Source organism: Flavobacterium sp. 38 (assembly GCF_057799715.1).
Genome location: NZ_JBYNWZ010000004.1, coordinates 219,132 through 243,186, shown reverse-complemented (window position 1 = coordinate 243,186; position 24,055 = coordinate 219,132). Strand labels below are relative to the sequence as shown.

14 protein-coding genes are annotated in these 24,055 nt (G+C 33.7%); 2 read left to right on the top strand and 12 right to left on the bottom strand.

Going from position 1 to position 24,055, the window contains the following annotated elements; translation table 11 throughout:
• Positions 1 to 85: 85 nt before the first annotated feature.
• The 6 genes from ffh to AC3E9W_RS12365 form a co-directional block, all read right to left on the bottom strand.
• Positions 86 to 1,447, bottom strand: coding sequence for a signal recognition particle protein (gene ffh / locus AC3E9W_RS12390; RefSeq protein ID WP_306159288.1), 1,362 nt, complete (start codon positions 1,445 to 1,447; stop codon positions 86 to 88).
• A 393-nt stretch (positions 1,448 to 1,840) separates the two neighbouring features.
• On the bottom strand, positions 1,841 to 3,523 hold the full coding sequence (locus AC3E9W_RS12385; RefSeq protein WP_488768574.1) for an MBOAT family O-acyltransferase: 1,683 nt from the start codon (positions 3,521 to 3,523) through the stop codon (positions 1,841 to 1,843).
• A 1-nt stretch (position 3,524) separates the two neighbouring features.
• Positions 3,525 to 4,853 (bottom strand): GDSL-type esterase/lipase family protein, encoded by a 1,329-nt coding sequence (locus tag AC3E9W_RS12380; protein ID WP_488768573.1) that lies wholly within the window; start codon positions 4,851 to 4,853, stop codon positions 3,525 to 3,527.
• 89 nt (positions 4,854 to 4,942) lie between these two features.
• Positions 4,943 to 6,421, bottom strand: a complete 1,479-nt coding sequence (locus tag AC3E9W_RS12375) for an SGNH/GDSL hydrolase family protein (RefSeq protein WP_488768572.1) — start codon at positions 6,419 to 6,421, stop codon at positions 4,943 to 4,945.
• 276 nt (positions 6,422 to 6,697) lie between these two features.
• Positions 6,698 to 8,119 (bottom strand): HmuY family protein, encoded by a 1,422-nt coding sequence (locus AC3E9W_RS12370; protein ID WP_488768571.1) that lies wholly within the window; start codon positions 8,117 to 8,119, stop codon positions 6,698 to 6,700.
• Positions 8,120 to 8,131: 12 nt separating this feature from the next.
• The gene (locus AC3E9W_RS12365) at positions 8,132 to 10,297 is read right to left on the bottom strand and encodes a TonB-dependent receptor plug domain-containing protein (RefSeq protein ID WP_488768570.1); all 2,166 of its coding nucleotides are present in this window, start codon (positions 10,295 to 10,297) and stop codon (positions 8,132 to 8,134) included.
• A 105-nt stretch (positions 10,298 to 10,402) separates the two neighbouring features.
• On the opposite strand from AC3E9W_RS12365, the gene AC3E9W_RS12360 reads away from it, so the two are divergent.
• On the top strand, positions 10,403 to 11,305 hold the full coding sequence (locus AC3E9W_RS12360) for a DUF6607 family protein (RefSeq protein ID WP_488768569.1): 903 nt from the start codon (positions 10,403 to 10,405) through the stop codon (positions 11,303 to 11,305).
• 121 nt (positions 11,306 to 11,426) lie between these two features.
• Here AC3E9W_RS12360 and AC3E9W_RS12355 read toward each other — a convergent pair whose 3' ends face one another.
• From AC3E9W_RS12355 to argS, 3 genes are all read right to left on the bottom strand, one after another.
• Positions 11,427 to 12,899 carry a RagB/SusD family nutrient uptake outer membrane protein gene (locus AC3E9W_RS12355; protein WP_488768568.1) on the bottom strand — a complete coding sequence of 491 codons (1,473 nt, stop codon included), beginning with the start codon at positions 12,897 to 12,899 and terminating at the stop codon, positions 11,427 to 11,429.
• A 4-nt stretch (positions 12,900 to 12,903) separates the two neighbouring features.
• A complete protein-coding gene (locus AC3E9W_RS12350; protein ID WP_488768567.1) occupies positions 12,904 to 16,071 on the bottom strand; it encodes a SusC/RagA family TonB-linked outer membrane protein in 3,168 nt (1,055 codons plus the stop codon).
• A 429-nt stretch (positions 16,072 to 16,500) separates the two neighbouring features.
• Complete coding sequence (argS, locus tag AC3E9W_RS12345; RefSeq protein WP_488768566.1) at positions 16,501 to 18,279, bottom strand: arginine--tRNA ligase; 1,779 nt, start codon at positions 18,277 to 18,279, stop codon at positions 16,501 to 16,503.
• Positions 18,280 to 18,612: 333 nt separating this feature from the next.
• Here argS and AC3E9W_RS12340 point away from each other — a divergent pair, with 333 nt between their 5' ends.
• A complete protein-coding gene (locus AC3E9W_RS12340; protein ID WP_488768565.1) occupies positions 18,613 to 21,033 on the top strand; it encodes a TonB-dependent receptor in 2,421 nt (806 codons plus the stop codon).
• A gap of 89 nt (positions 21,034 to 21,122) precedes the next feature.
• Here AC3E9W_RS12340 and AC3E9W_RS12335 read toward each other — a convergent pair whose 3' ends face one another.
• From AC3E9W_RS12335 to AC3E9W_RS12325, 3 genes are all read right to left on the bottom strand, one after another.
• Entirely contained in the window at positions 21,123 to 21,794 is a 672-nt protein-coding gene (locus tag AC3E9W_RS12335; RefSeq protein ID WP_306159310.1) for a copper homeostasis protein CutC, read from the bottom strand.
• 30 nt (positions 21,795 to 21,824) lie between these two features.
• Entirely contained in the window at positions 21,825 to 22,181 is a 357-nt protein-coding gene (locus AC3E9W_RS12330) for a GIY-YIG nuclease family protein (protein ID WP_488768564.1), read from the bottom strand.
• Between the two features lie 611 nt (positions 22,182 to 22,792).
• The gene (locus AC3E9W_RS12325; RefSeq protein ID WP_111379936.1) at positions 22,793 to 23,800 is read right to left on the bottom strand and encodes a 3-oxoacyl-ACP synthase III family protein; all 1,008 of its coding nucleotides are present in this window, start codon (positions 23,798 to 23,800) and stop codon (positions 22,793 to 22,795) included.
• Positions 23,801 to 24,055 lie beyond the last annotated feature (255 nt).

Sequence of the window (24,055 nt, the reverse complement as noted above, 5' to 3'; positions counted from 1 at the left end):
AAAACATTCCCTGTTTATTATTGAAAAAAGTTTCAAATTTCTGTTTCATAACTTGAAACCTGAAACTTGAAACTTTTATTATTTTTTATTTTGGCATTCCCGGCATTCCACCTGGCATTCCTTTCATTCCGCCCATCATTTTCATCAGATTTTTTCCGCCTGGCCCCTGCATCATCTTCATCATCTTGCTCATTTGGTCAAACTGCTTCATCAGTTGGTTTACCTGCTCGACTTTAGTTCCCGAACCTTTTGCGATTCTGGCTTTTCTTTTTACGTCGATTAAGGCTGGTTTACTTCTTTCTGCTGGCGTCATCGAGTAGATAATGGCTTCGATATGTTTGAAGGCGTCATCTTCGATCTCTACATCTTTCATGGCTTTTGAAGCTCCTGGGATCATTCCAACCAAGTCTTTCATATTACCCATTTTTTTCACTTGCTGAATCTGCGTTAAGAAATCATCAAAACCAAATTCGTTTTTAGCGATTTTCTTTTGAAGTTTTCTTGCTTCTTCTTCGTCAAACTGTTCTTGAGCTCTTTCAACAAGAGACACAACGTCTCCCATTCCTAAGATACGCTCTGCCATACGTTCTGGATAGAAAACATCAATTGCTTCCATTTTTTCTCCAGTACCAACAAATTTAATTGGCTTGTTTACAATCGTTTTGATAGAAAGAGCAGCTCCACCACGAGTATCACCATCTAATTTTGTTAAAATAACCCCATCAAAGTTTAAGATATCGTTGAAAGCTTTTGCTGTGTTTACAGCGTCTTGTCCTGTCATAGAGTCGACAACGAACAATGTTTCTTGCGGCTCAATTGCTTTGTGTACACGTGCAATTTCGTCCATCATTTCCTGATCTACTGCCAAACGTCCTGCTGTATCGACGATCACAACATTGAATCCGTTTGCTTTTGCGTGTTTAATTGCGTTTTGTGCAATTTCTACAGGATTTTTATTTTCTGGCTCTGAGTAAACCTCAACACCTATTTGGTCTCCAACAACATGCAACTGATTAATCGCCGCCGGACGGTAGATATCACACGCTACAAGTAGTGGTTTCTTATTTTTTTTTGTTTTTAAGAAGTTCGCTAGTTTTCCTGAGAAAGTCGTTTTACCAGAACCTTGAAGTCCAGACATCAAGATTACTGTTGGATTTCCTGAAAGGTTTACTCCAGCAACATCTCCACCCATTAATTCGGTAAGTTCGTCTTTTACTAACTTCACCAATAATTGTCCTGGCTGAAGTGTAGTTAATACATCCTGACCAATTGCTTTTTCTTTTACTTTGGCTGTAAAATCTTTAGCAATTTTAAAGTTAACGTCGGCATCTAATAAGGCACGACGAACTTCTTTTAAGGTATCGGCTACGTTTACTTCTGTAATTTTACCGTGTCCTTTTAATATATGGAACGCTTTATCTAACTTATCACTTAAATTATCAAACATATCATTTTCTTTATATGAAGTGCAAAGATAATCTAATTAGATATTTCAGGCAATTTATTTTTTAAGGTTCATAGTTGCAAAGGAACAAAGGGTCAAAGTTTTTTTCTTTCGCCACGAAGACGCTAAGGCGCGAAGTTTTTTTGCCACGAATTGCACTAATTTCTCGAATTATTTTCTCCCGCAGATTTAGCAGATTAAGCTGATTTATTTTTTAGTATAACAAATTTAAAATCTGCGATGATGATATTACTAGCCAAATCTGCATTATCTGCTAAATCTGCGTGAAACAAAAAAACTTCGCGTCTTAGCGCCTTCGTGGCATACCCCCCAAAAAAAAAGGCGCAAAAGAAAAAACCTTTGCGCCTTTGCAACTATGTCCCTTTGTAACTCTGACTAAAACTGGAAATAAATAAACGGTTGCGATCCTGCAACTGCAGTTGCGTAGACAATCCAGTAAACAAATCCTAAGATTATTGCTTTTACTAATAATGGAGTTTTGTCAAAAACAGATTTCATTCCGTTTGTAAATGTTTCTGGCAAGAAATGCCAAACGTAACCAAAAAGCATTAAGCCGAAAACATTTTTATATCCTAAAACAATTGTTTTCCAAAGTTCTGGTTCGAATGTTAACTGACCAATATTGTTGATTACTTGTAATGCTGTTTCGAAATCTCTTGCGCGGAAAAATATCCAACAGAAAACCACAAAATGGAATGTGATTAGGATAGAGAAAAATCGCCACAAGAAGTTGGGTCTTTTGTCTTTTTTTGACGGAAAAAATTCCATAAAAATTTTGTGAACCGCCAAAGCTAATCCGTGCAATGCTCCCCAAACTATAAACTGCGCTCCTGCTCCGTGCCACAAACCGCCCAAAAGCATTGTGGTAAACAGATTGAAGTTGGTCACTAATGTTTGTTTGATTTTGCTTGAAAGTAAAAATGACAAGCAGAAAATCAAAATACTGCTTCCTGCAATGATAAGCGGAATTATACTTTCATTGTAACAAGACATTCCCCAAAGCAATAATCCGAAGAAAAATAAACTTGGGAATAAATATCCTGCGAAAGAACCTGTTCTGTTTCCTCCTATCGAAATGTATAAGAAGTCTTTTAACCAAGTCGAAAGCGAGATATGCCATCTTCTCCAGAAATCGGTAATCGAAGTCGATTTGTATGGCGTTCTAAAGTTGGCTGGCAATTTAAATCCTAATAATAATGCAATACCAATCGCCATATCTGAATATCCAGAAAAATCACAGTAAATCTGAATCGCATATCCGTAAGAAGCCATTAAGTTTTCAAAAGAAGTATAACTCATCGGCGTGTCGAAAACACGATCTACAAAGTTTACTGATATGTAATTTGAGATTACTGTTTTCTTAATTAAACCTCCAATAATTAAAAACAAAGCATTATTTACATCTTGTTTTGTCAGGTTTAATTTTTGATAAATCTGCGGAAGGAAATCTTTGGCACGAACAATTGGCCCAGCAACTAACTGCGGGAAAAATGACACGAAGAATAAATACTCAATGTAATTTTTTGTTGGTTTAATTTCTTCTCTATAAATCTCAATAATATAACTCATCGATTGAAACGTATAGAACGAAATTCCAACAGGCAGGAAAACATTATGAAGTGCGAAATTTCCGCTGAACATATCATTGTACGTAACAATCAAAAAGTTCATGTATTTGAAATAGCCCAAAAGTGCCAAATTCAAAATCACACTAATTACCAAATACAATTTCTTAACGCCGTCTCTGCTTTCTTTATAAATAATCTGGCTCAAACCATAATCTACAACTGACGAAAGTAATAACAGTAAAAAGTAAATTCCGCTTGATTTATAATAAAAGAAAAGCGAGAAGAGAATAACATACGTTAATCTCAAATAAAATGTTTTGCGTAAAAAACCATACACAAAATAGAAAACCAGAAATAAACCTAAGAATAAACCGGTATTGAATAAAAGTTTTTCGTCGGGATCGTAAACAAACCAACTCTTAACTTGTTCTATTGTAATTGCACCAAAGTTTTGAATAAACCAATTATTAATGCTCTCTATTGTTGTCAATTTACTTCTTTAATTTAAAATTATCGTATGATCTTAAAAATGCCTGAGCAAACAAATTTCCTTGTTTCTCATATCCTTTTTTGGAATAATGAACCCAATCTGGGCCAATTAATCCCTGTACCTTTAATTGTTTGATTCCGCTCATTCCGCCAAACTCATTGTATAAATCCCAAACAGCAAGATCATCTTTTTGGGCTATATCAATAATTTGTCTTGCATAATTATCAACATAGGTATTTGGTTTTCTTCTTAGCAAAGATGGCGGTGGCGTCATTACAATTATCGGTGCCTCTATTTTCTGCGCTCTTATCTTACTAATAAATTCACGTAATTCACTAATATACTTTTCTGCATCTAAATGATCGTAGCTCTCATTTGTTCCTAACGAAAAAACCAGTAAATCTGGATGCAGGGATTTCAATTGTTCAAAAAAGAGCGGATATTTATTATAATCTGAATATTTCGCTCCGTTGACTCCAATTCCGCTGTAAATAACGCCTGGAGCATCTTTTTCTAAAACAATTCCGTTAAGCTCGTAATCTTTTGCTTCTTTATTCGGAATCAAGAAAATTCGGCTCAAAGCATTCTCCGAATTATAATAATGCGAATAGGAATCGGACTCTATCTCCAACGGAACAAATTCCGACATTGAAACAGTCTTTGCTCTTGTTTCGTTTGTTGCTATTTTTAACGTTCTTCCCGCTCGGATATTATTCGATTTTAAGCGGTTGTCTCTTTTAATTTCAGCAATCGAAACATTATATTTATCTGCTATTGTACCCAGAACTTCACCTTTTTTAATTTTGTGTGTTATAACCCTTCGTTCTGTAGTCTGAATAGAATTGATTTTTGACGAAACCGCCAAATCAAACATATTCTGATTCTGAGGCGTAATAATTTTTATGGTATTGAATTTATACGAAGGATCTTTTACATTCATCTCTACTATAAATCCGCCTGTATCTCTCCAAAGTCCAATTCCGCTTAACCCCACCGGACTATTTTTAACTGGGTAAATGTTTCTATAACTTTCCCAAGATCTGTTGGATTTAAAACGCTCGTTGTACGATCCGTTTGTTCTGGCCAATTGATACGGAAATACTAAACCGCGTCCTGCATTACCAAATTTCTGCTGAAGCTTCTTTCTGATTTCATTGGTCATTAAATCACCCTGAATATGCGAATCTCCAATATGTACAATATTGATTTTTTGATTTTTCTGGTCTTCGTTTTTTTCCAGTTTCTTAAAAAAATCACTTAACGCTTTTGCATTATAAATCTGTCCGTCAGAAGGCGCATCAATTACTGCAGAATCTGTTTTTTGAATCATACTTTTTTGTATTGGATGTACGGCTGTTTTTGGAGGTTTTTCATTTGTTGTAAAAAAGAGACAACAAAAGAAAAAAATAAGTTTATTTATCATACGCTATCTTTTGTTACCGAAACAGAATCGGGTCTGGCTTTTCTTACTGGTTTTGGCTTAGTCCCTTCAGCATCTCTTTTTTGTCTGAGTGCTTTATATTCTTCGTAACCTTTATTTAATTGTCCGTAAAGCAAATTACCAATTGCTTTTGCCCCGCGCTGGTTAAAGTGCGTATAATCTTTATTTGCTTTTGCTGGAGTTTCATCAACCCATTTAATCATAGAACCGTCACCTCCCATCAAAGTATATAAATTGACAAAACCTGCCTGCGTTTCAAGTGCGTAATGTTTTTGTGCTTTCATTAATGGTACAACAGCAGAATCGGTTTTCATTTCCAAATCATATTTTGTCGATTTATCAGCTGTAGAAACAATTAAAATTGAAACCCCAGGAAAAGATTCTTTGATTTTATTTACGGTCTTCGTCATTCCTTTTTCATACCAAGAATAATTTTTCGTTCCATAATTTAAAACGTTTGTTCCGTAGTGCAGAATTATCAGATCGTATTTTAAATTATTATTAAAAGCTCTCATGACATCGGCATTGAACATCGAAATTGGAAGTCCAGAATTTCCTCTCTGCGAGAAATTATCGACGTGAACACCTGCTCCGTTATCAAAATTAAATCCGTAAATCGGAATAGAATCTGCTTGTACGAAATTTGCTTTAAAGGCTTTTAAACTTCCAGATGAAACTTTCAGCGTGTTTACTAGATTATTTGGAGATAGACTTTTCTTGAGAGTATCTTTTCCTATAATGAAATTTACTTTTCCAACTTTAGACGAACGTCCATAAAATAAAGTGGCATTGTCTAAAGAAGTAGAATATTTGTTACGCCCAGCTTCATACTGCACCCAAGTTAAATTGGATTTGTCATTTGCAAAAAACACGTGTCCGTTAACTCCAAACGGGCTAGTTGGTCTTTTTACATTTAAATAAGATTGTGTTTTCCAGTTTTTAGAATAAGTCGATTTTACAGAACCTCTCGAAGCAGCAGATTCTGAAGTAATAGGAACGAAACCAACGCCATTTCCACCAAAACGTTCCTGATAATTCGTACGAACGTCTTGAACGATTAAATCTCCATCTGTCATAGAATCTCCGTAATAAGCAATTCTAACTTTACTTTGAGGATTTTTTTCTAACTGGTACAATTTCTCATAGAAAGAAATCAGGTATTGATATCCTTTATAATTTTCGAATGTTTCGGCAGGAAATTCAATTCCTTCCGTTTCGTCAAAAACAATTTTCTGCTGGTTGAGTTCTCGTTCACTTTCGGCAATACTATCTTTATCCAAAGAAAGAGAATCTTCGGCTACAGACTCCAAAAGCAAACTGTCTATTAATATATTTTTAGAATCTAACTTACTCTCAGAAAATATTTTGTCTGGAAGGATTTGTTTAAACCCAATAAAAGCAACCAGCGCTAAAGCAACGATCGCAAAAGACTGAAAAAAATAAGACTTTGTATTCACTTAATAATTATAAAAATATGAGGGACTGCATTCAAAAATTAAACCAATTAAATAATTGTTAACTTATTGCAGAAAATTTTGTGCAAAGATAGAATAACATTTTGTTTCTATTTCATTTTAACAGGAAAGTAGAACAAAAAAAAGAGGTTAGAAAATCTAACCTCTTGAATCAAAAAAAAATAAAAAAAACAAAGCTAATGATTAACTAAATTTTGATGCATTGCATTTATTTTAGAATGAAATAATCTTTATAATTTTTAGATTTTTCATTTTAGATTATTTTAAGATAGCGTATTGGAAAGTTGGGTAACCTCTTTCTCCAGCTGCATTTACACCAGCAGTAAATCTCACTTTATAAACATTTCCTGCAGGATCTTTAACCACAAAGAAGCGATCTGTTCTTGCATTAAAGCTAGAAATTGGATTACCATTTGCATCTGTTACTCCTGTTGCTACAGTTCCTCTCCAGTTAGAACCAATATTTCTTTGATCGTCTGTAAATTTAGTATTGTCTACATTTGCTAAAGTGAAAGCATCGTAAGTAAAAGCAGTTGTAAGAACTTGATAAGCTTTTGCTCCACCTTTAACATTATTTAAAATAAAGTCTGCAAAATTATAAGGAACTAAACCTCCTCCAAAATTAGTTGTATTAGTAAAACTTGTAAAACTGATATCCCATTGTGCTTTCTGAGGCTCAACATTTACTGTTTTCTTATCTAATAAACTTAAGAATGTAAAGTTATATGCTGTGTTTTTAGTAATAGTAATTTCACTATGAGTAGTAGCACCGATTTCAGCGTATTGTACTTTATAATCATTTCCGCTTCTTAAAATTCTAACTTTTCTCCATCCTCGAGAAGTCCCATTTGCAGTACCTTCATTTCCTGTGTCTGGTTTAGTCGTAGCGGGATTACTTCCCATATTTATCAAATAAACTTTATTTTCACTGTCTGTTGCCGAAATTGCGGCAATAGTAGTTTTAGTAATATCTCCAGCTGGATCATCTACTTGAGTTATACTACCAGATCCTTGATTGAAAATCATAGTAGCATCTTCTACCTGAACTTCATCAATATTTGTACTAGTGGTTTGTTTAGCAGACATTTTTACAGTATGGTTTATTATAACTCTAAAATCTGTTCCTGAATAGAATCCTAAATCCCAAGAAACTCTAGGAACAGCAGTCATTTTTCCGCTACTTAAGTCAACAAAAACTTGATTTGGCTGTGTTGGTCCTCCAACTTCTGGAGCCAAAGCATTTCCTAAAGAAGCAGTTTCGTTAAAGTTTACTTGGATTGATTTATTTTCAGCGATTACAGCATTAATACTTGCGCTACTGATAGTGAAAACTACATTTTTCACTTCACCTTCTATAGCTTCTTTTAATTTCTTAAAACTAAAAGTCACAGAAGAAACACCTTTTTCGAAAGGTACTATTACTTTACCTGCTACGATTGCTGGTGTAGTACTGTAATCTGTACCTGCCACAACTGCTGTTTCAGTATAAGTTAAAGTTAAAGATCCCGCTGAAGCAGTTGGAGAAGCAAATTTAATTTCGATCGGAGTTGTTTCCGCTGATAAGTTTAACGATGTAGATGCAAAAGCCACAACGTTTGCTTGAGCTACTTCATCATCGCTGCTACAAGCCGCAATAGCAAGCAGAACAAAAGATAGTATTAGAATAAAGTTCTTTTTCATGGTATTGATTTATTAATTAAAATTTAGATTATACGAGAGTTTTAAAAAGTATGATCGGCCGTAACCCAACATCATATCGGAGCTTGTACCTCCACCGTGAGCACCTCCAGAAGCATCGCCTCCGCCTCCATTTTGTACAGATTGCAGATTAGTAACATCAAAAATGTTTCTGGCTCCAACGGTAACTTCAAATTGATTTTTAAAGAATGATTTTCTAATTGAGGCATCCATCCAGCTGTAAGGTTCTAGCGTACTCAAAAAGAATCCTGCATTTCCATCAGTTCCAGTTCCTGCAACGTATTGCTGCTGCTGTCCATTGTATTTATAAAAAACTGCCAATAAAGTATTCCATTTAGGAATGTTATATGAGATACTCGAATTCAATCTTAGCGAATAGAAAAACTTATCATCAGATACTAGATTTTGCGCGGCCAAATCAAGCTTTCTAGAAATTCCAACTACTGCAGCACCTAACATTACATTCCAATTTTTATAGGTGTATTGCTCCACTGTCGAAATATTCCACATTTTGTATTTGTTAATATTAACATACTTATAATTCCAAGAAGGGACTACTTGAGTCACCACCATATCAATTCTATCATCAACATCTAAATAAGTAACCGCTAAGTTATTTGCAATCTGAGCTCCAGAATCAAAAGTGCAAGCTCTTTTAAAACTTACTTCATAAGAAGTACTGTTTTCAGGAATTAAATCTGGATTTCCTTGCATATTATGATTAGAATCAACAAAATAAGTATACAGTTCATCAAAATTTGGAGTACGGTAAGACTTCCCTAAAGAAGCTCTTGCTTCTAGTCCTTTATCAAAAAGATATCTTAAACCCAGTGAACTCGCATACTGATTTTCGAAAGCAGTCTGAAATGAAAATCGAAGTCCTGGACGAATAGAAAATTTATCACTTAAGCCTATTTCGGCAACTGAATAAATATCATAATTCTCTAATCTTTTTCTAATATCTTGCCCTACTTGATTGTCGTCTCTAAATGCTCCAACCGATGAATCATAAAATCCATTTTCATTGGTAATTTCGTATCCAAGCTGAAAATCGACTTTTTTATTATCGAAGAAATTACTAAGTGTTCCTGTAGAATAAAACACTTCTTTTGATTGGTAGGTCTTTCTATTGTTATCAACTTCCTGCTTAGTATCCAAATGATAAACGAAATTTTCTAAATCACGCTCCTGTTTTTGCTGAGAAACTGATACATTATATTTAAGTTTTGAGAAAAGATTTCCATTAGCATTTAAATGGTGATAGTAACGATTCGTAATGTATCTTTTATCTCTAGAATAATAAGTGTCTGCAAATGGATAATTATCTTGAATATTTATCAATGGATTGTAATAATGTACATCTTCTCCATAATAATCGAATTTGTAAAAAATTCTAAAAGCGTCCTTTTGATAACCAAGAATTGCATTTCCTACCAATTGCTCTTTCGGAAGCTGTGTATATCCTCTTAATCCATCATTAACAGCATAATCTTTTCCTTGTCTATTGTCATAGTAGCCAGACATTGCGTTACGATTTCCTCCTATGTTGACAAACCAGTTTTCGTTAAAATTATAGCCAATTTTAGCCGATTGTATATGGCGACCTTTATCAAAAAAAGCAAATTCTTTTCCAACTGTTTCTTCCTGCAAAGTTGCACCAATCTGCCATTTGTAACTACCTGCTTTTTTGGTAATAATATTTAAGACACCTGTTACTGCATTTGCTCCATGAGTTACTCCCATCGATCCTTCAATAATTTCGATTCTTTCCACATCATCCAGATTTACCTGCGTTAAATCAACATTGGTTCCCATTCCTGTATCACTTACTAAAGGTATATTATCAACCAAAATCTTAAAATACTGAGAATCTAATCCAAACATCGAGACTTTTGAACGTCCGTCATCACCGTTTGATGTAACAGTAATATTTAAATACTGATTTAAAACATCTGCTAAATTATTTGCTGCTAATTGCTTTATGTTTTCTTTTGAAATCACACGAACATTAAAAACTGATTTCTTAATCGATTGTGGCTCTAATTGCCCTGTTACAACGACTTCAGACAATTTTTCCTTTGATGCAATACTATCTTTCTGTTGAGCAATAGAATAGTTACAAAAAAGCAATATAGCAAAAAGGGTAATTTTAATTTTCATTATTTTTATTCAATCTTAATAATCGGTGCAAATATATGATTATTTTTAATTGTTCTAAATTAAATTTATATATTTGCGAAAAATTTAAAAACAAAACAATAAGTTATGATTTCAAAAAGCCTTTTTATGTCAGCCGCTGTGGCTTTAACATGCAGTCTTGGATTCAGTCAGGACAAGAAACAACAAGACATTAAGTCAATTAAATCGATGTGTGGTTGTTATGAGGTAAAGTTTAATTTCACAGAAACTTTCTCTTATCCAAAAGATACTCTTACTTACAAACCTTCTGAAACTAAACATGAATCTGCTTTAGAATGGGTAGAATTATTAGAAGATACTCCAAACAAAATTGTAATGCAGCACTTATTGATTGTAAGTGACGATATGATTATCAAACACTGGAGACAAGATTGGTTATATGAAAACACAGACTTATATTCTTTCGACAAAGGAACTTCTTGGAAATACAAAAAATTAGATAAAAAAGCTGTTAAAGGTCAGTGGACTCAAAAAGTTTACCAAGTAGATGATAGCCCACGTTACGAAGGTTCTTCGACTTGGGTACATGTTGACGGAAAAGATTATTGGGAAAATGTTGCAGATGCACCGCTTCCAAGAAGAGAGCAGACAAAACGTAACGATTACAATGTTTTGAAAAGAAGAAACATTCACGAAATCACTGCTACAGGATGGAACCACGAGCAAGACAACGACAAATTAGTTCGTGACGATGCTGGAAAAGATGTATTGTTAGCTCAAGAAAAAGGATTTGACGTTTACACTAAAGTTCCAGACATTAAATGTCAGGCTGCTCAAAAATGGTGGGTTGCAAACAATGCTTTATGGAAAAATGTTCGTGACAAATGGCAAACTTTATTTGACAGACATAAAGACTTAAACTTAGAGGCTAAAGTAGATAGAAAAGCACTTTACTCTTTATTATTTGATTTAAAACCAGATACTGCAAAAGCAGAAACAGATAAAATCATTGACAAATTTGTTAAGTAATTAGAATTAGTTGTTATAAAAAAGCCGGAAGTTTTGAGACTTCCGGCTTTTTTTTTGGCATTTTAGCAACGTTTATTTTATATGTGTTAGATTTAAACTTCTTATTCTTTTAGGCTAAAGTTTACAATTCATTTTGAATAACCAAAGGATTTGCATCAATTTCAACTTTTGGAATCAACCATTGCCATCTTTTATCTGAAGGCGCTACAGCAACCACTCCATTTGTAATTCCTAAATCATGATTTGAATTAGTTCTATCCAATGGGGAATTAGTTCTTTTTAAATCATAAAATCTAAAACCTTCTCCCCACAATTCAATTCTTCTTTGAAGTAAAATTTCATCAACTAGAGCCTGCCCTGAATTTGTAGATAAGATGTAAGAAGGGTTTCTTGTTTTTTCAAATTCAAAAAGCACAGTAGCTGCATCTGCATTTCCTAGTCTTGCTTTTGCTTCTGCTTCTATTAAATACATTTCAGCAACACGCATATATGGGACATCGCATCTGCTGTCTCCTGCACTTACGGCTAAAAATTTCTGGCTGGTATAAGGAAACTTAGCAAAATTTGAAGGTAATCCCAAAGCTGTATGCTTTCCTGTTTTGTCAAATATTGTAGAACGAACATCAGTAGAAGGAATCAAATCATACAATTTGCTATTGATTGCCTTTGGACAAGAGCGAATAACAGTTGAACTGAAATTTCTAGACATATAAGCACCAAAATTTGCAAAATATGCTGTTTGAACTTCATTAATATGACTTCCCCACATCCATTCTCTATTATTATAATCATTAAAACCTAGGCCATATTCTGCCACTGGCATTAAAGTCTTTCCTGTTCTAGCTTTATTGGCATAATCAGCCGCAATTGACCAATTTCCTTGAGTCAAAGCTACTCTAGCTTTTAAACCTTGTGCTACTGCCAAATCCAAATGCGAATTATTTGGTTTTGTATAACCCGCTAATAAAACATTTGCTTCGTCCAAATCTTTGTTAATTTGAGCATATACTTCTTCAACAGTTGAACGCGGAAATTTATCATTCCCTACAGTTAAGATAATTGGCACACCAAGTTGAGAATTTACACTACCACTTTCATATCTTTTACCAAACAACTGCACCAATTGATAATGGCAAAACGCTCTGTAAAGTAAAGCTTGTCCTTTTACAATCTTCTTATCAGCATTAGATCCAATTGCTGAATCAGTCGCATTTATTATTGTATTGGCATTTCTAATGATTCTATAATAGGTTCTATAAGCAAAACGAATTTCTGTAGAATTCTCATTGTTCATTGCGCTCCAATTATATATTGTCAAAAACCATCCATTTGTAATTGGGAAAACAACATCATCACCAGCAATATCAGTTTGTTCCATAAGACCTCCCAAGCCTCCCTGACTCTGATCTTCATAACTAATATATAAAGATCGATGAATCCCATTCAAAAGAGTCATTAAATCAGTAGTTGTATTTGTTGCTCCCTCATAGTCCACAAATTCGGTTGGCTTTTTATCTAAAAAATCGTCAGAACAAGAGCCTAAAAAAGTTAAGACTATAAATGCGAATAGTAATTTTATATAATTTGATTTCATAATATTAAAAATTTAAATTCAGTCCTAATGAAATTACTCTCGATGGTATATATCTATTTTGAGTCGTTCCATTGAAAGTTTGAGTTGGATCCATTCCTTGACGTTTTGTAAACAGCATTAAATTTTCACCGTTGATATATATTGAAGCATTATCAATTTCGAATTTTGATATAAACTCCGAAGGCATTTTATAAGATAAATTAACTTGTCTTAACGATAAATAATCAGAACCTATTAACCATCTGTCAGAAGCTGCGCTTGATGGAGTATTTCTATTAACATCCAATCGAGGAACATCAGTTATATCGCCAGGATTTTGCCATCTTCTAAAGATATCCGTACTTAAAGCAGATCCATAATTATTTCCCGTATGCATTAAAACTGAATAATTAGTATCGTACATTTTACCTCCTATTTGATACGCGCATACAACATCCAATTGAAGTCCTTTATATTTAAATGTATTTCCAAAACTTCCAAATAAATCTGGAATAGCCGAACCTGCATAATGGTACAGTGCTTTATTTTGATCTGTAGTAACATTTACACCATTTACAACTCTCATTGAAGCATCGCTTGTATTTACAAACTTTGGATCCGCTACAAATAGCGCATATCCGTCTGAAGGATCTACACCATACCAGTCTCTTAACCAATAATCATATATTGAATGACCTACTGACAGTTTTTTAGTCCCATCAATAATTTCTCCTTGAGGAAGTTTTGTAATTTTATTATTAATTGTTGACGCATTAATATTCAGGCTCCAAGAAAAATCATTTGTTTTAACGATGACACCATCTAATGAAATTTCAAATCCTTTATTGACCATAGAACCAATATTTTCCACTCTATTATCTAAACCAGAAGACAATGGATTAGGCACAGAAAAAATCAACCCGTCAGTATTTCTATTATAATACTCGACACTCCCTTTTAATCTGTTTTTGAATAAACCAAACTCTATTGCAAGATCCTTTTGAGTATTTACCTCCCATTTTAAATCGGTTGCAGCCGCAGCATAAGTTATAATACCGCCCTCACTGCCATTATCATTACCTAAACTATAGGTAGGCTGGCTGACATAATAATTTAAGCCATTAATTTTTGAACCAGCATCATTCGTATTGCCAATTATATGAGAGTCATTTCCAACTTGCCCAATTGAGGCTCTTAGTTTTAAATCACTAATCCAAGAATAATCTTTTAAAAAATTTTCTTTAGAAATTACCCACGCTCCACCTAAAGACCAGAAATTACCCCAACGATTATCTTTAGCAAATTTTGAAGATCCATCTCTTCTTAATGATGCTGAAAAAATATACTTACTCATATAATCATAACCTGCTCTTGAAAAGTATGATTCTGTTGCATAATTTCTTGTAAAAGAAGTTAAACCAGTAGTTGTTGCATAATTGACAAACTCTATGATATCTGGAGCCACTTGACCTGTTTTACTACTGCTGGTCCAGTTTGTTTCATAATCGAAACTTTCATGTCCCAATAATATATTGAATGAATGTTCTCCAATTTTCTTCGAATAATTCAATAATTGATTATATGTAATTCCTGTTAGGATTTTATCTTCTTTTGCCATCAAGCCAGTTGGTGCTCCGTCTCCAATTTCAGTATTATAAGAATAGGTTCTATTTCTGTATGTTTTGTCAATAGACGCGTTTGTTGTAAATTTTAAATCCTTAGTAAATGAAATTTCAAAAAAAGTTCTAGCCGAAAGAGCTAATCCTTTTACGACATCGGTATCATTTAAAGTTTCGTAAACAACATTACGTCCGTTTGAAGCTCCTGATCCACGAACAGTAGAATAAACGCGATTACCATTAACATCTAAAACATAATCGCCATTTGATGTATGATCGAAAACAGGATAAATTGGCCCCATTGTTCTTATTGTTCTAAATGGATTCTTAAATGAGCTTGTATTTTCGACTCCATCAGTTCCTAATTTTGAATTGGTTAAAGTTCCCGTTATGTTTACGCCTGTTTTAAACCATTCTTTTAAACTTGTATTTAGGTTTAATCTTCCCGTTGTTCGTTCGAAGCCAGATTTTTGTATGTATCCTTCTTCATCCAAATAGCCTAATGATGCAAAATAGTTGGATCTTTCAGATTTTCCTTGATAAGAAAAATCTACATTTTTACGAACTCCCGCTCTTTCCAATTGTTTAGCCCAATCAAGATCTTGAGGATACAACAACTTTGCATCGGGATTTAATTTTCCGTCTGTTCCAACTATACTCCCGCTTGGAACATTAAATGGGTTTGTAACTAAAACGACTGGAACTCTAGAAGATGCATAAGCATTTGCTGCATCAATTTCTGTTTGATTACCCATCGGACGACTATTTCTAATAGCTTCCCATTCTAATGGATAATAATCTAGGGCATTTACTCTTTTATAATCTTTAATAGATCGGGAGGTCATTCCTGTACTTAAATTAAGTGAGAATTTATCCTTTTGTGATTTCCCTGATTTTGTAGTAATAATAATTACTCCATTTGCTGCTTTTGAGCCATATAAAGATGTAGAAGAAGCATCTTTTAAAACGCTTAAACTTTCAATATCGCTTGAATTTAAATTACTGATGTCGCCAGCATAAGGAACACCATCTACAATGTATAAAGGAGTATTTGATCCATTAATCGAGCTAAAACCTCTAATTCTAATTTCGGGAGCAGCACCTGGTTGTCCCGCAGAACTTTGAATTTGAACTCCTGATGTTGAACCTTCCAAAACAGACAATGCATTTGTCAAAGGTCTATTTTCGAGTTGTTCGGATTTTATTTGAGTAGCTGATCCGACATAAGAAGTCTTTTTTGCCGTCCCATATGCGACAACCACAACCTCATCTAATTCTTTTCCGTCTTCTTGCATTTTAGCATTTAGAACAGACCCAGATCCAACAGTTAAACTAACATCTTTGAATCCCATGTAAGAAAAGGTTAAAACATCACCAGTTTTTGCTGTTATGATATATTTACCATCCAAATCCGATTGAACTCCATTTTTGGTGCCTTTAATCATTACGTTTACACCCGGAATTGGTCCGTTTGCATCTGAAACCACTCCCGTAACTTTTTTCTCCTGAGCAATGCTAGACTGCAAAATCAGAATAAAAAAAAGCATCATAAATCCTTTTAATTTTTGTTTCATTATTTTTTGTTTTTTAATTATGGGGCGAACTTAAAAAATTAAAATAATTTTAACAAGTATTAAATTACTTTTAACTAAATAAAATATACAATTAATATTACAAATAAAATTTAGAAGACTTAAAAGAGAAGGCACTGCGTTTAAAAATGAAACCAGTAAAGGTGAGGCTTAAGAATAAAAACCATCTATAATAGACGGTTTTTCTTTTATTCTGTATCATTTTTCAACTAAGAGATTACTAATTCAAAATAGTTAAAAATGAACAGTAGAACTGACTTAAAAATCTATCACCTATTATCGTAATTCTTACAAAAGCCGGTGCAAAATTACTTTCTAATTATAGTGCAAAAAGGGTCTTCGAGCCAAAAAAATAATAAAAAAAGCCAATAGTCATTAACTATTGGCTTTACTTTCTGTCGTCTTTTATTGTTACATTCTCTCAGGAACTTCAATTCCTAACAATTGCAATGCAGATTTAATTACTTCGGCAACTTTTTGAGAAAGCTGCACTCTGAATATTTTTTTAGTTAAATCAACTTCACCTAAAATGTGTACTGACTGATAAAAAGAGTTGTATTCTTTTACTAAATCATAAGTATAATTGGCAATTAATGCCGGACTATGATTTTGAGCTGCATTTTGAATTATTTCTGGGAAAAGCTCGGTTTGTTTTAGCAATTCTTTTTCTTTTTCGTGCAATTCATCAATTTCAATTTTAGTATCAAAATCAAAATCTGCTTTACGAATTATCGATCGAATTCTAGCGTATGTATACTGAATAAATGGTCCTGTATTTCCTGCAAAATCTACAGATTCTTCTGGATTGAACAAAATACGTTTTTTAGGATCAACTTTTAAAATGTAATATTTCAAAGCCCCTAAACCAATTGTTTTGTACAGTTTTGCTTTTTCTTCATCAGAATAGCTATCCAGTTTTCCTAAATCTTCAGAAATTTGTCTTGCTGTATCAGTCATATCCTGCATCAAATCGTCAGCATCTACAACAGTTCCTTCACGGCTTTTCATTTTTCCAGACGGAAGATCAACCATTCCGTAAGACAAATGATAAAGACTTGAAGCCCAGTCAAAACCTAATTTTTTCAAGATTAAGAATAATACTTTAAAGTGATAATCTTGTTCATTCCCAACCGTGTAAACCATTCCTCCAACATCTGGCATGTCTTTTACACGCTGAATTGCTGTTCCGATATCTTGTGTCATATAAACCGCAGTACCGTCAGAACGCAAAACAATTTTACGGTCAAGACCTTCGTCTGTCAAATCAATCCAAACAGAACCGTCTGGATCTTTTTCAAAAACACCTTTATCTAAACCTACTTGCACCACATCTTTACCTAATAGATAAGTGTTGCTTTCGTAGTAATATTTATCAAAATTAACTCCAAGATTAGTATACGTTGTAGCAAAACCTTCATAAACCCATTCGTTCATTTTTTTCCAAAGGGCAATTACTTTTTCGTCGCCAGCTTCCCATTTCTTAAGCATATCTTGTGCTTCGATAATGATTGGCGCTTGTTTTTTTGCTTCTTCTTCTGTTTTGCCAGTTTCGATTAAACCATTAATTTCACTCTTGTAAGCTTTATCAAACTCTACATAATATTTACCAACCAGTTTATCTCCTTTTAAACCAGAAGTTTCAGGAGTTTCTCCGTTGCCGAATTTCTCCCAAGCCAGCATCGATTTACAAATATGGATTCCTCTATCGTTGATAATTTGAGTTTTGTATACTTTTTTACCAGAAGCTTTTAAAATCTCTGCAACAGAATATCCTAACAAATTGTTACGAACGTGCCCTAAGTGCAAAGGTTTATTGGTGTTTGGAGAAGAATATTCTACCATTACCGCTTTTTCAGCAGGATTTGGCTCAACAAAACCGAATGGTATTTGGTCTTTTATTCCGTTAAAGAAATTCACATAGTAGCTATCTGAAATTACAATATTCAAGAAACCAGAAACTACATTAAAGCGAGCCACTTCAGAAACATTTTCAACGAGATAGTTTCCAATTTTATTTCCCAGTTCGGCCGGATTACTTTTAATCACTTTCAATAAAGGAAAAATTACCATTGTGATATCGCCTTCAAACTCTTTTCTGGTAGTTTGAAACTCGATTTTATCAACAGTAACATCAAATAATGCTTGTATTGCTTTTTGTATAGAAGGTGTAAGAATTTGTTGTAATGACATGTAAACTTATTTTAAAGTGAGCAAAGATACTGCTTATTCATCAATTAGAGAAAATCAAAAACATATTAAATTCAAGAAAAGAGTTTCAATTTGATAAAAAAGCACATTTTTAAATTGTTAAAATTATCAAAAAATCAAAAGCCTAATCTCTTACAAAACAGCCAATGAGAAAAAATTTATTCTTTTTTCTAGAATTTCTTGTAACATATCAAATACAATCGAGTCTTACTTAGTGACTTCAATTTTTATTGAGCTCAAGAAAAAACAAAAAAAAGAAAAACTAACAAAACAAAATCATCATCAATCAAATCAAAAATAATCAGTAAAAAAATCATGAAATTAAAATTCTTTCTGTTTGCGTTATTGGGGATAATCGCAACTGCACAGGCCCAGAATACGGGAAGTATTTCTGGAAAAATTACAGAAAAGTCAAACAATGCGCCGATTTCTTACGCTACGGTTTCGCTTAAAGAAAATGGAAAAGTAATTACCGGAGTAAATACAGACGATAATGGAGACTTTTCATTTAAAAATGTTGCTTTAAAAAGTTATACGATCGAAATTCAATATATTGGATTTAGAAAATATATTGGATCAGTTCTTTTAAGCGAAAATAAAAAAACTGCAACTGTAAATGTTTCTCTAGAAGAAGAAGCAACGCAGTTAAAAGGGGTAAACGTTATTGCAGAACGTTCGACAATTGAACAAAAAATTGATAGAAAGGTAGTGAACGTTGGAAAAGATTTAACAACTGCCGGAGCTTCAGCATCGGATATTATGAATAATATTCCTTCTGTGAATGTGGATCAGGACGGAAAACTTTCGCTTCGCGGAAATGACAATGTTCGTGTACTTATTGACGGTCGTCCTTCTAATATTGATCCTGCTCAATTGTTGAAACAGATTCCGTCAACTTCTATCAAAAAAATTGAGCTGATTACCAATCCAAGTGCGAAGTATAATCCAGAAGGAATGTCTGGAATTATCAACATCATTTTGCATAAAAATGCTAATACTGGTTTTAACGGAACGTATAGCGGCGGTATTACTTTTGGTAAAACAGCAAAATACAATCAGTCTTTAGATTTAAACTATAAAACTGGTAAAGTAAATTTCTTTGGAAACGTAGGACAGAATTTTGGAAAGTACCAAAATGATGGATTTATCCAAAGATTTGATCAAGATATTACTCAGAATATTGATGTTTTGAATGACAACGAATCGTATTTATACAAAATTGGTATGGATTATTTAATTGATGACCATAACACTTTATCTATTTATACGAACCAAAACAGATCTGATGGTGAAGGTTTTGTAGATACAGACATTGACTATAATAATGTAGCAAATTCTGATATTTCTAATATTTTCCAAAAATCAAAATATTGGGGACCAGATCGAGTTGGAACTTATAATTTGGCATACAAACACATTTTCAAAAAAGAAGGACATACTTTAGATTTTGAAGCCAATTATAGCGACAACAAAGAAACACAACATGCTTCTTTTGATACTCAAACGACGAATATTGAAAACACCTCTTCAGATGTTGCATACAATGATTTCTTAGAAGGAACTAGAAAATTAAGCACTATAAACGTAGATTATGTTAATCCGTTAAACGAAAAAACGACTCTTGAAGCTGGAGCAGAAGCCAGAATCACGAGAACAGGCAACGATTACACAACAGGAAACCCATTACTTCCTGTTGCAGACCACACTTCTCATTATACGTACGACACGGATATTTATTCTGCTTATGTAACTTTTGGACAAAAATTTAAAAAGTTCAGCTATCAATTAGGTGCGCGTTTTGAAAGTTATAAAGTTCAAGCCAACTTAAATTATGGTCAGACTAAATTTGATGACGATTATATTACCTTATATCCATCTGCTTACTTAACGTATAATCTGAATGAGAAAAATACTTTACAATTCAGTTACAGCCGTCGTGTAGACCGTCCGAGTTTAGAGCAGACAAAACCTATTCGTGAATTTGCTACTCCGTTGGTGACTTCTTTAGGAAATCCAGAATTAAGACCTCAGTTTACCAATTCTGTTGAAGTAAATTATACTAAAACTCTTGAAAAAGGAAGTTTTACAGCTGGTGTTTTTGTGAGAAGCATCAACGATCAAATCAGCAGAATTTTATATCCTGATCCTGCAGATCCGAACAAAGAAAAACAGATTATGACGTTTACCAACTACGATCATAATACTGCTTACGGATTTGAACTTTCATTCAATTATAAAATCACAAAATGGTGGGATATTCAGCCATCTATTGATTTCTCAAGCATTAATCAGCAAGGTATTGTGTTCTTATACGATCCTGCAACTAATACAAGTAATCCTGTTGATCGTAAAATTACGGTTGCCGCTTTCAACGGACGTATGAATTCTAATTTTAAAGTAAATAAGCGCTTAAGTTTCTTGGCTTTCGGATTCTATAGAGGCGCTACAGATGGACTTCAGAACAATAGCCACGAAATGTATAAAATGGATATTGGTACACGCTATACATTGCTAGACAATAAAATGAATTTAAGTGTTCGTTTTAATGATGTTTTCAATACTATGAAATATGCTTTTGACACGATGTATCCTTATCCGCAAGCGGGTCAGTTTAAGTGGGAAAGCCAAACTGTATATGTTGGTTTAACGTATAACTTTGGAGGTGCAAAAATCAAAAATTTACAGCGTAAACAAAGAGAAGATAACACTAATAAAGGTGGCGGCGGAATGTTTTAATACCGCTTTTATTAGCAGATTTTAATAGTTCTTGTAGAAAAGAAAAATCCTGAAGTATGCCAACTTCAGGATTTTTTATTTTTATGTAATTATAAAAAATTACGCAATTCTTTTATTTCTTCTGGATTTGCCGTTTCTGAATCGTCTGTAATTGCAGACGAATGATAGAAAGTCAAATCTAACTTTTCTTGCAGTAATTTGATATTCGAAGATCGCAGACCTCCTCCAGGCATAATTTCTATTCTGTCGCCAGCCAATTCCTGAATTCTTTCTAAAGCTAAAATTCCTTCTTCAACATTCACTCCTTGGCCAGAAGTTAAAATCGTTTTAAATCCACAGTCAATAATTGATTCGAGCGATTTTTCAGGATTTTTGACTACATCAAAAGCACGATGAAATGTACATGAAAGCGGATGCGCTAAATGCACTAATTCTTTATTTTGCTTTTTATTTATTTTTCCATTTTCCTTCAGAATTCCGAAAACAAAACCATCTACACCTAATTTTTTATATTGTTTGATATCCTGTTTCATTTCTGTAAGTTCTTCATCAGAATAAACAAAATCGCCACCGCGAGGTCTGATGATTACATGCATTTTTATATTAAGGCTTTCGCGAACTTTCACCACCAAAATTGAATTTGGCGTTGTTCCTCCCAATTTCATGTTTTCACAAAGTTCAATTCTGTCCGCGCCATTTGCTTGAGCAATTAATGCCGATTCATAATTAAAACAAGCTATTTCTAATTGATTTTTTTTCATTTAAATTTATTTAAAAAGATCTTTGACTTTCTAATCTTGAGAAAAATCGAAGGCTAAGTTACTACTAACATCCTTTTTATTAAAATTTTTATGATTTGTTTTATTCAAACATTCTGCTAATTTTTTCAAGTCTTCCCATTTGTCTTTAATTATAGCTTCTTTCTTTTTTCTGCTCCAGCCTTTAACTTGTTTTTCAAATAAAATGGCTTGATTTACATCATTAAATTCTGTGCAAAAAACTAATTCTAGAGGTCTTTTATTGTGAGTGTAACTTTCTGTGTTTAATCCATAATTATGTTCATTTAATCTTCTGTTTATATCATTTGTCATTCCGGTGTAATAACTTCCATCTGAACATTTCAAAATGTAGACATAATATAGTTTCATAATTTTTATTTTTCAATAAAAGTAAGAAAATTAACTCAGAAAAATAATTTCGTTTTTTATGTCACCCTGAGCGAAGTCGAAGGGCGCTCCTATCGGCACGTGGGCTTCGACTCCGCTCAGCCTGACAAATCACTAAACAGAATTATCGGACACTCAGACTGACCACAAAATAATACCCGCAATCTTTGTCACTCTGAGCGGAGTCGAAGGGCGCTCCTATTGAAACGTGGGGTTCTCCAGAAGCCTCGGGACGCTCAGCCTGACAAAGCATTAAACAGAAATCTCGGGACACTCAGACTGACCACAAAATAATATCCTCAATTTTGTCACCCTGAGCGGAGTCGAAGGGCGCTCCTATTGGCACGTGGGCTTCGACTCCGCTCAGCCTGACAAAGCACTAAACAGAAATCTTGGGACACTCAGCCTGACCACAAAATAATATCCGCAATCTTTGTCACCCTGAGCAGAGTCGAAGGGCGCTCCTATTGGCACGTGGGCTTCGACTCCGCTCAGCCTGACGAATGGAATTAACCACTAAAAAATCTAGAAACAAAAAACCTGCTCCAAATAAGAAGCAGGTTAAAAAAAATATATAATGTAAGATGATTATTTTACCATTTAATAATAGCACTTGCCCAAGTGAATCCGCTACCGAAAGCTGCTAAAACAACTGTATCTCCAGATTTGATTTTCCCTTGTTCCCAAGCTTCAGTTAAAGCAATCGGAATAGACGCTGCCGTTGTATTTCCGTATTTCTGAATATTATTATGAACTTGATCGTCTGTTAATTTGAATTTATTTTGAATGAATTGCGAAATTCTCAAATTCGCTTGATGCGGAATAAGCATATCAATATCAGAAACCTGAAGACCATTTGCTTCTAATCCTTCATTGATTACTTCAGCAAAACGAACTACTGCATTTTTAAATACAAATTGTCCGTTCATATATGGATAATAACTTTCGTCATTCGGATCATTATCTGCAATAATATCTGTTACCCAACGTGCTCCCATTCCTGGCGCTTGCAAAGCTAATTCTTCAGCATGCTGTCCTTCTGAATGCAAATGTGTAGATAAAATTCCTTTTGTCAAATCTTCTTCACGGCTTAAAACTGCAGCTCCTGCTCCATCTCCGAAAATTACCGAAACTCCACGTCCGCGAGTTGTCATGTCTAATCCTGTAGAATGAACCTCAGAACCAATAACCAAAATGTTTTTATACATTCCAGTTTTAATATATTGGTCTGCAACAGAAATTGCGTAAACAAAACCAGAACATTGGTTTCTAACGTCTAATGCTCCAACTGTTCTTAAACCTAAATCTCTTTGAACCAAAACACCTGGTCCTGGAAAATAATAATCTGGACTTAATGTAGCAAAAACTACAAAATCAATATCTTCTTTGGCAACGCCAGAACGCTCGATTGCAATTTTAGCTGCTTTTACTCCCATTGAAGTAGTAGTGTCTTCTCCACGGATAATGTGTCTTCTTTCCTGAATTCCAGTTCTTTCCTGAATCCATTCATCATTGGTATCCATTATCTTAGACAAATCATCGTTAGTCACCACATTTGAAGGAACATAATATCCTAAACCAGCTATTTTTGAATGATACATAATCTATTATTATTTATTAAAAAATTGGATTGCAAATTTACGCATACTTTAAAATATACGTACACAAAATACTATTTTTTTCGTTATTAGCAATTTAATATACTTTAATTCTACGGTGACTTATCATCATTTACTTCTCGAAAAGGCAATTTTAAGACGCAAACATTGAAAAAAATTAAAATTCAGGCTCAAGATGTAACAAGACAAAACTATCTTAGACAAACATTTTGAATACCAATTTTACAAACCCATAAA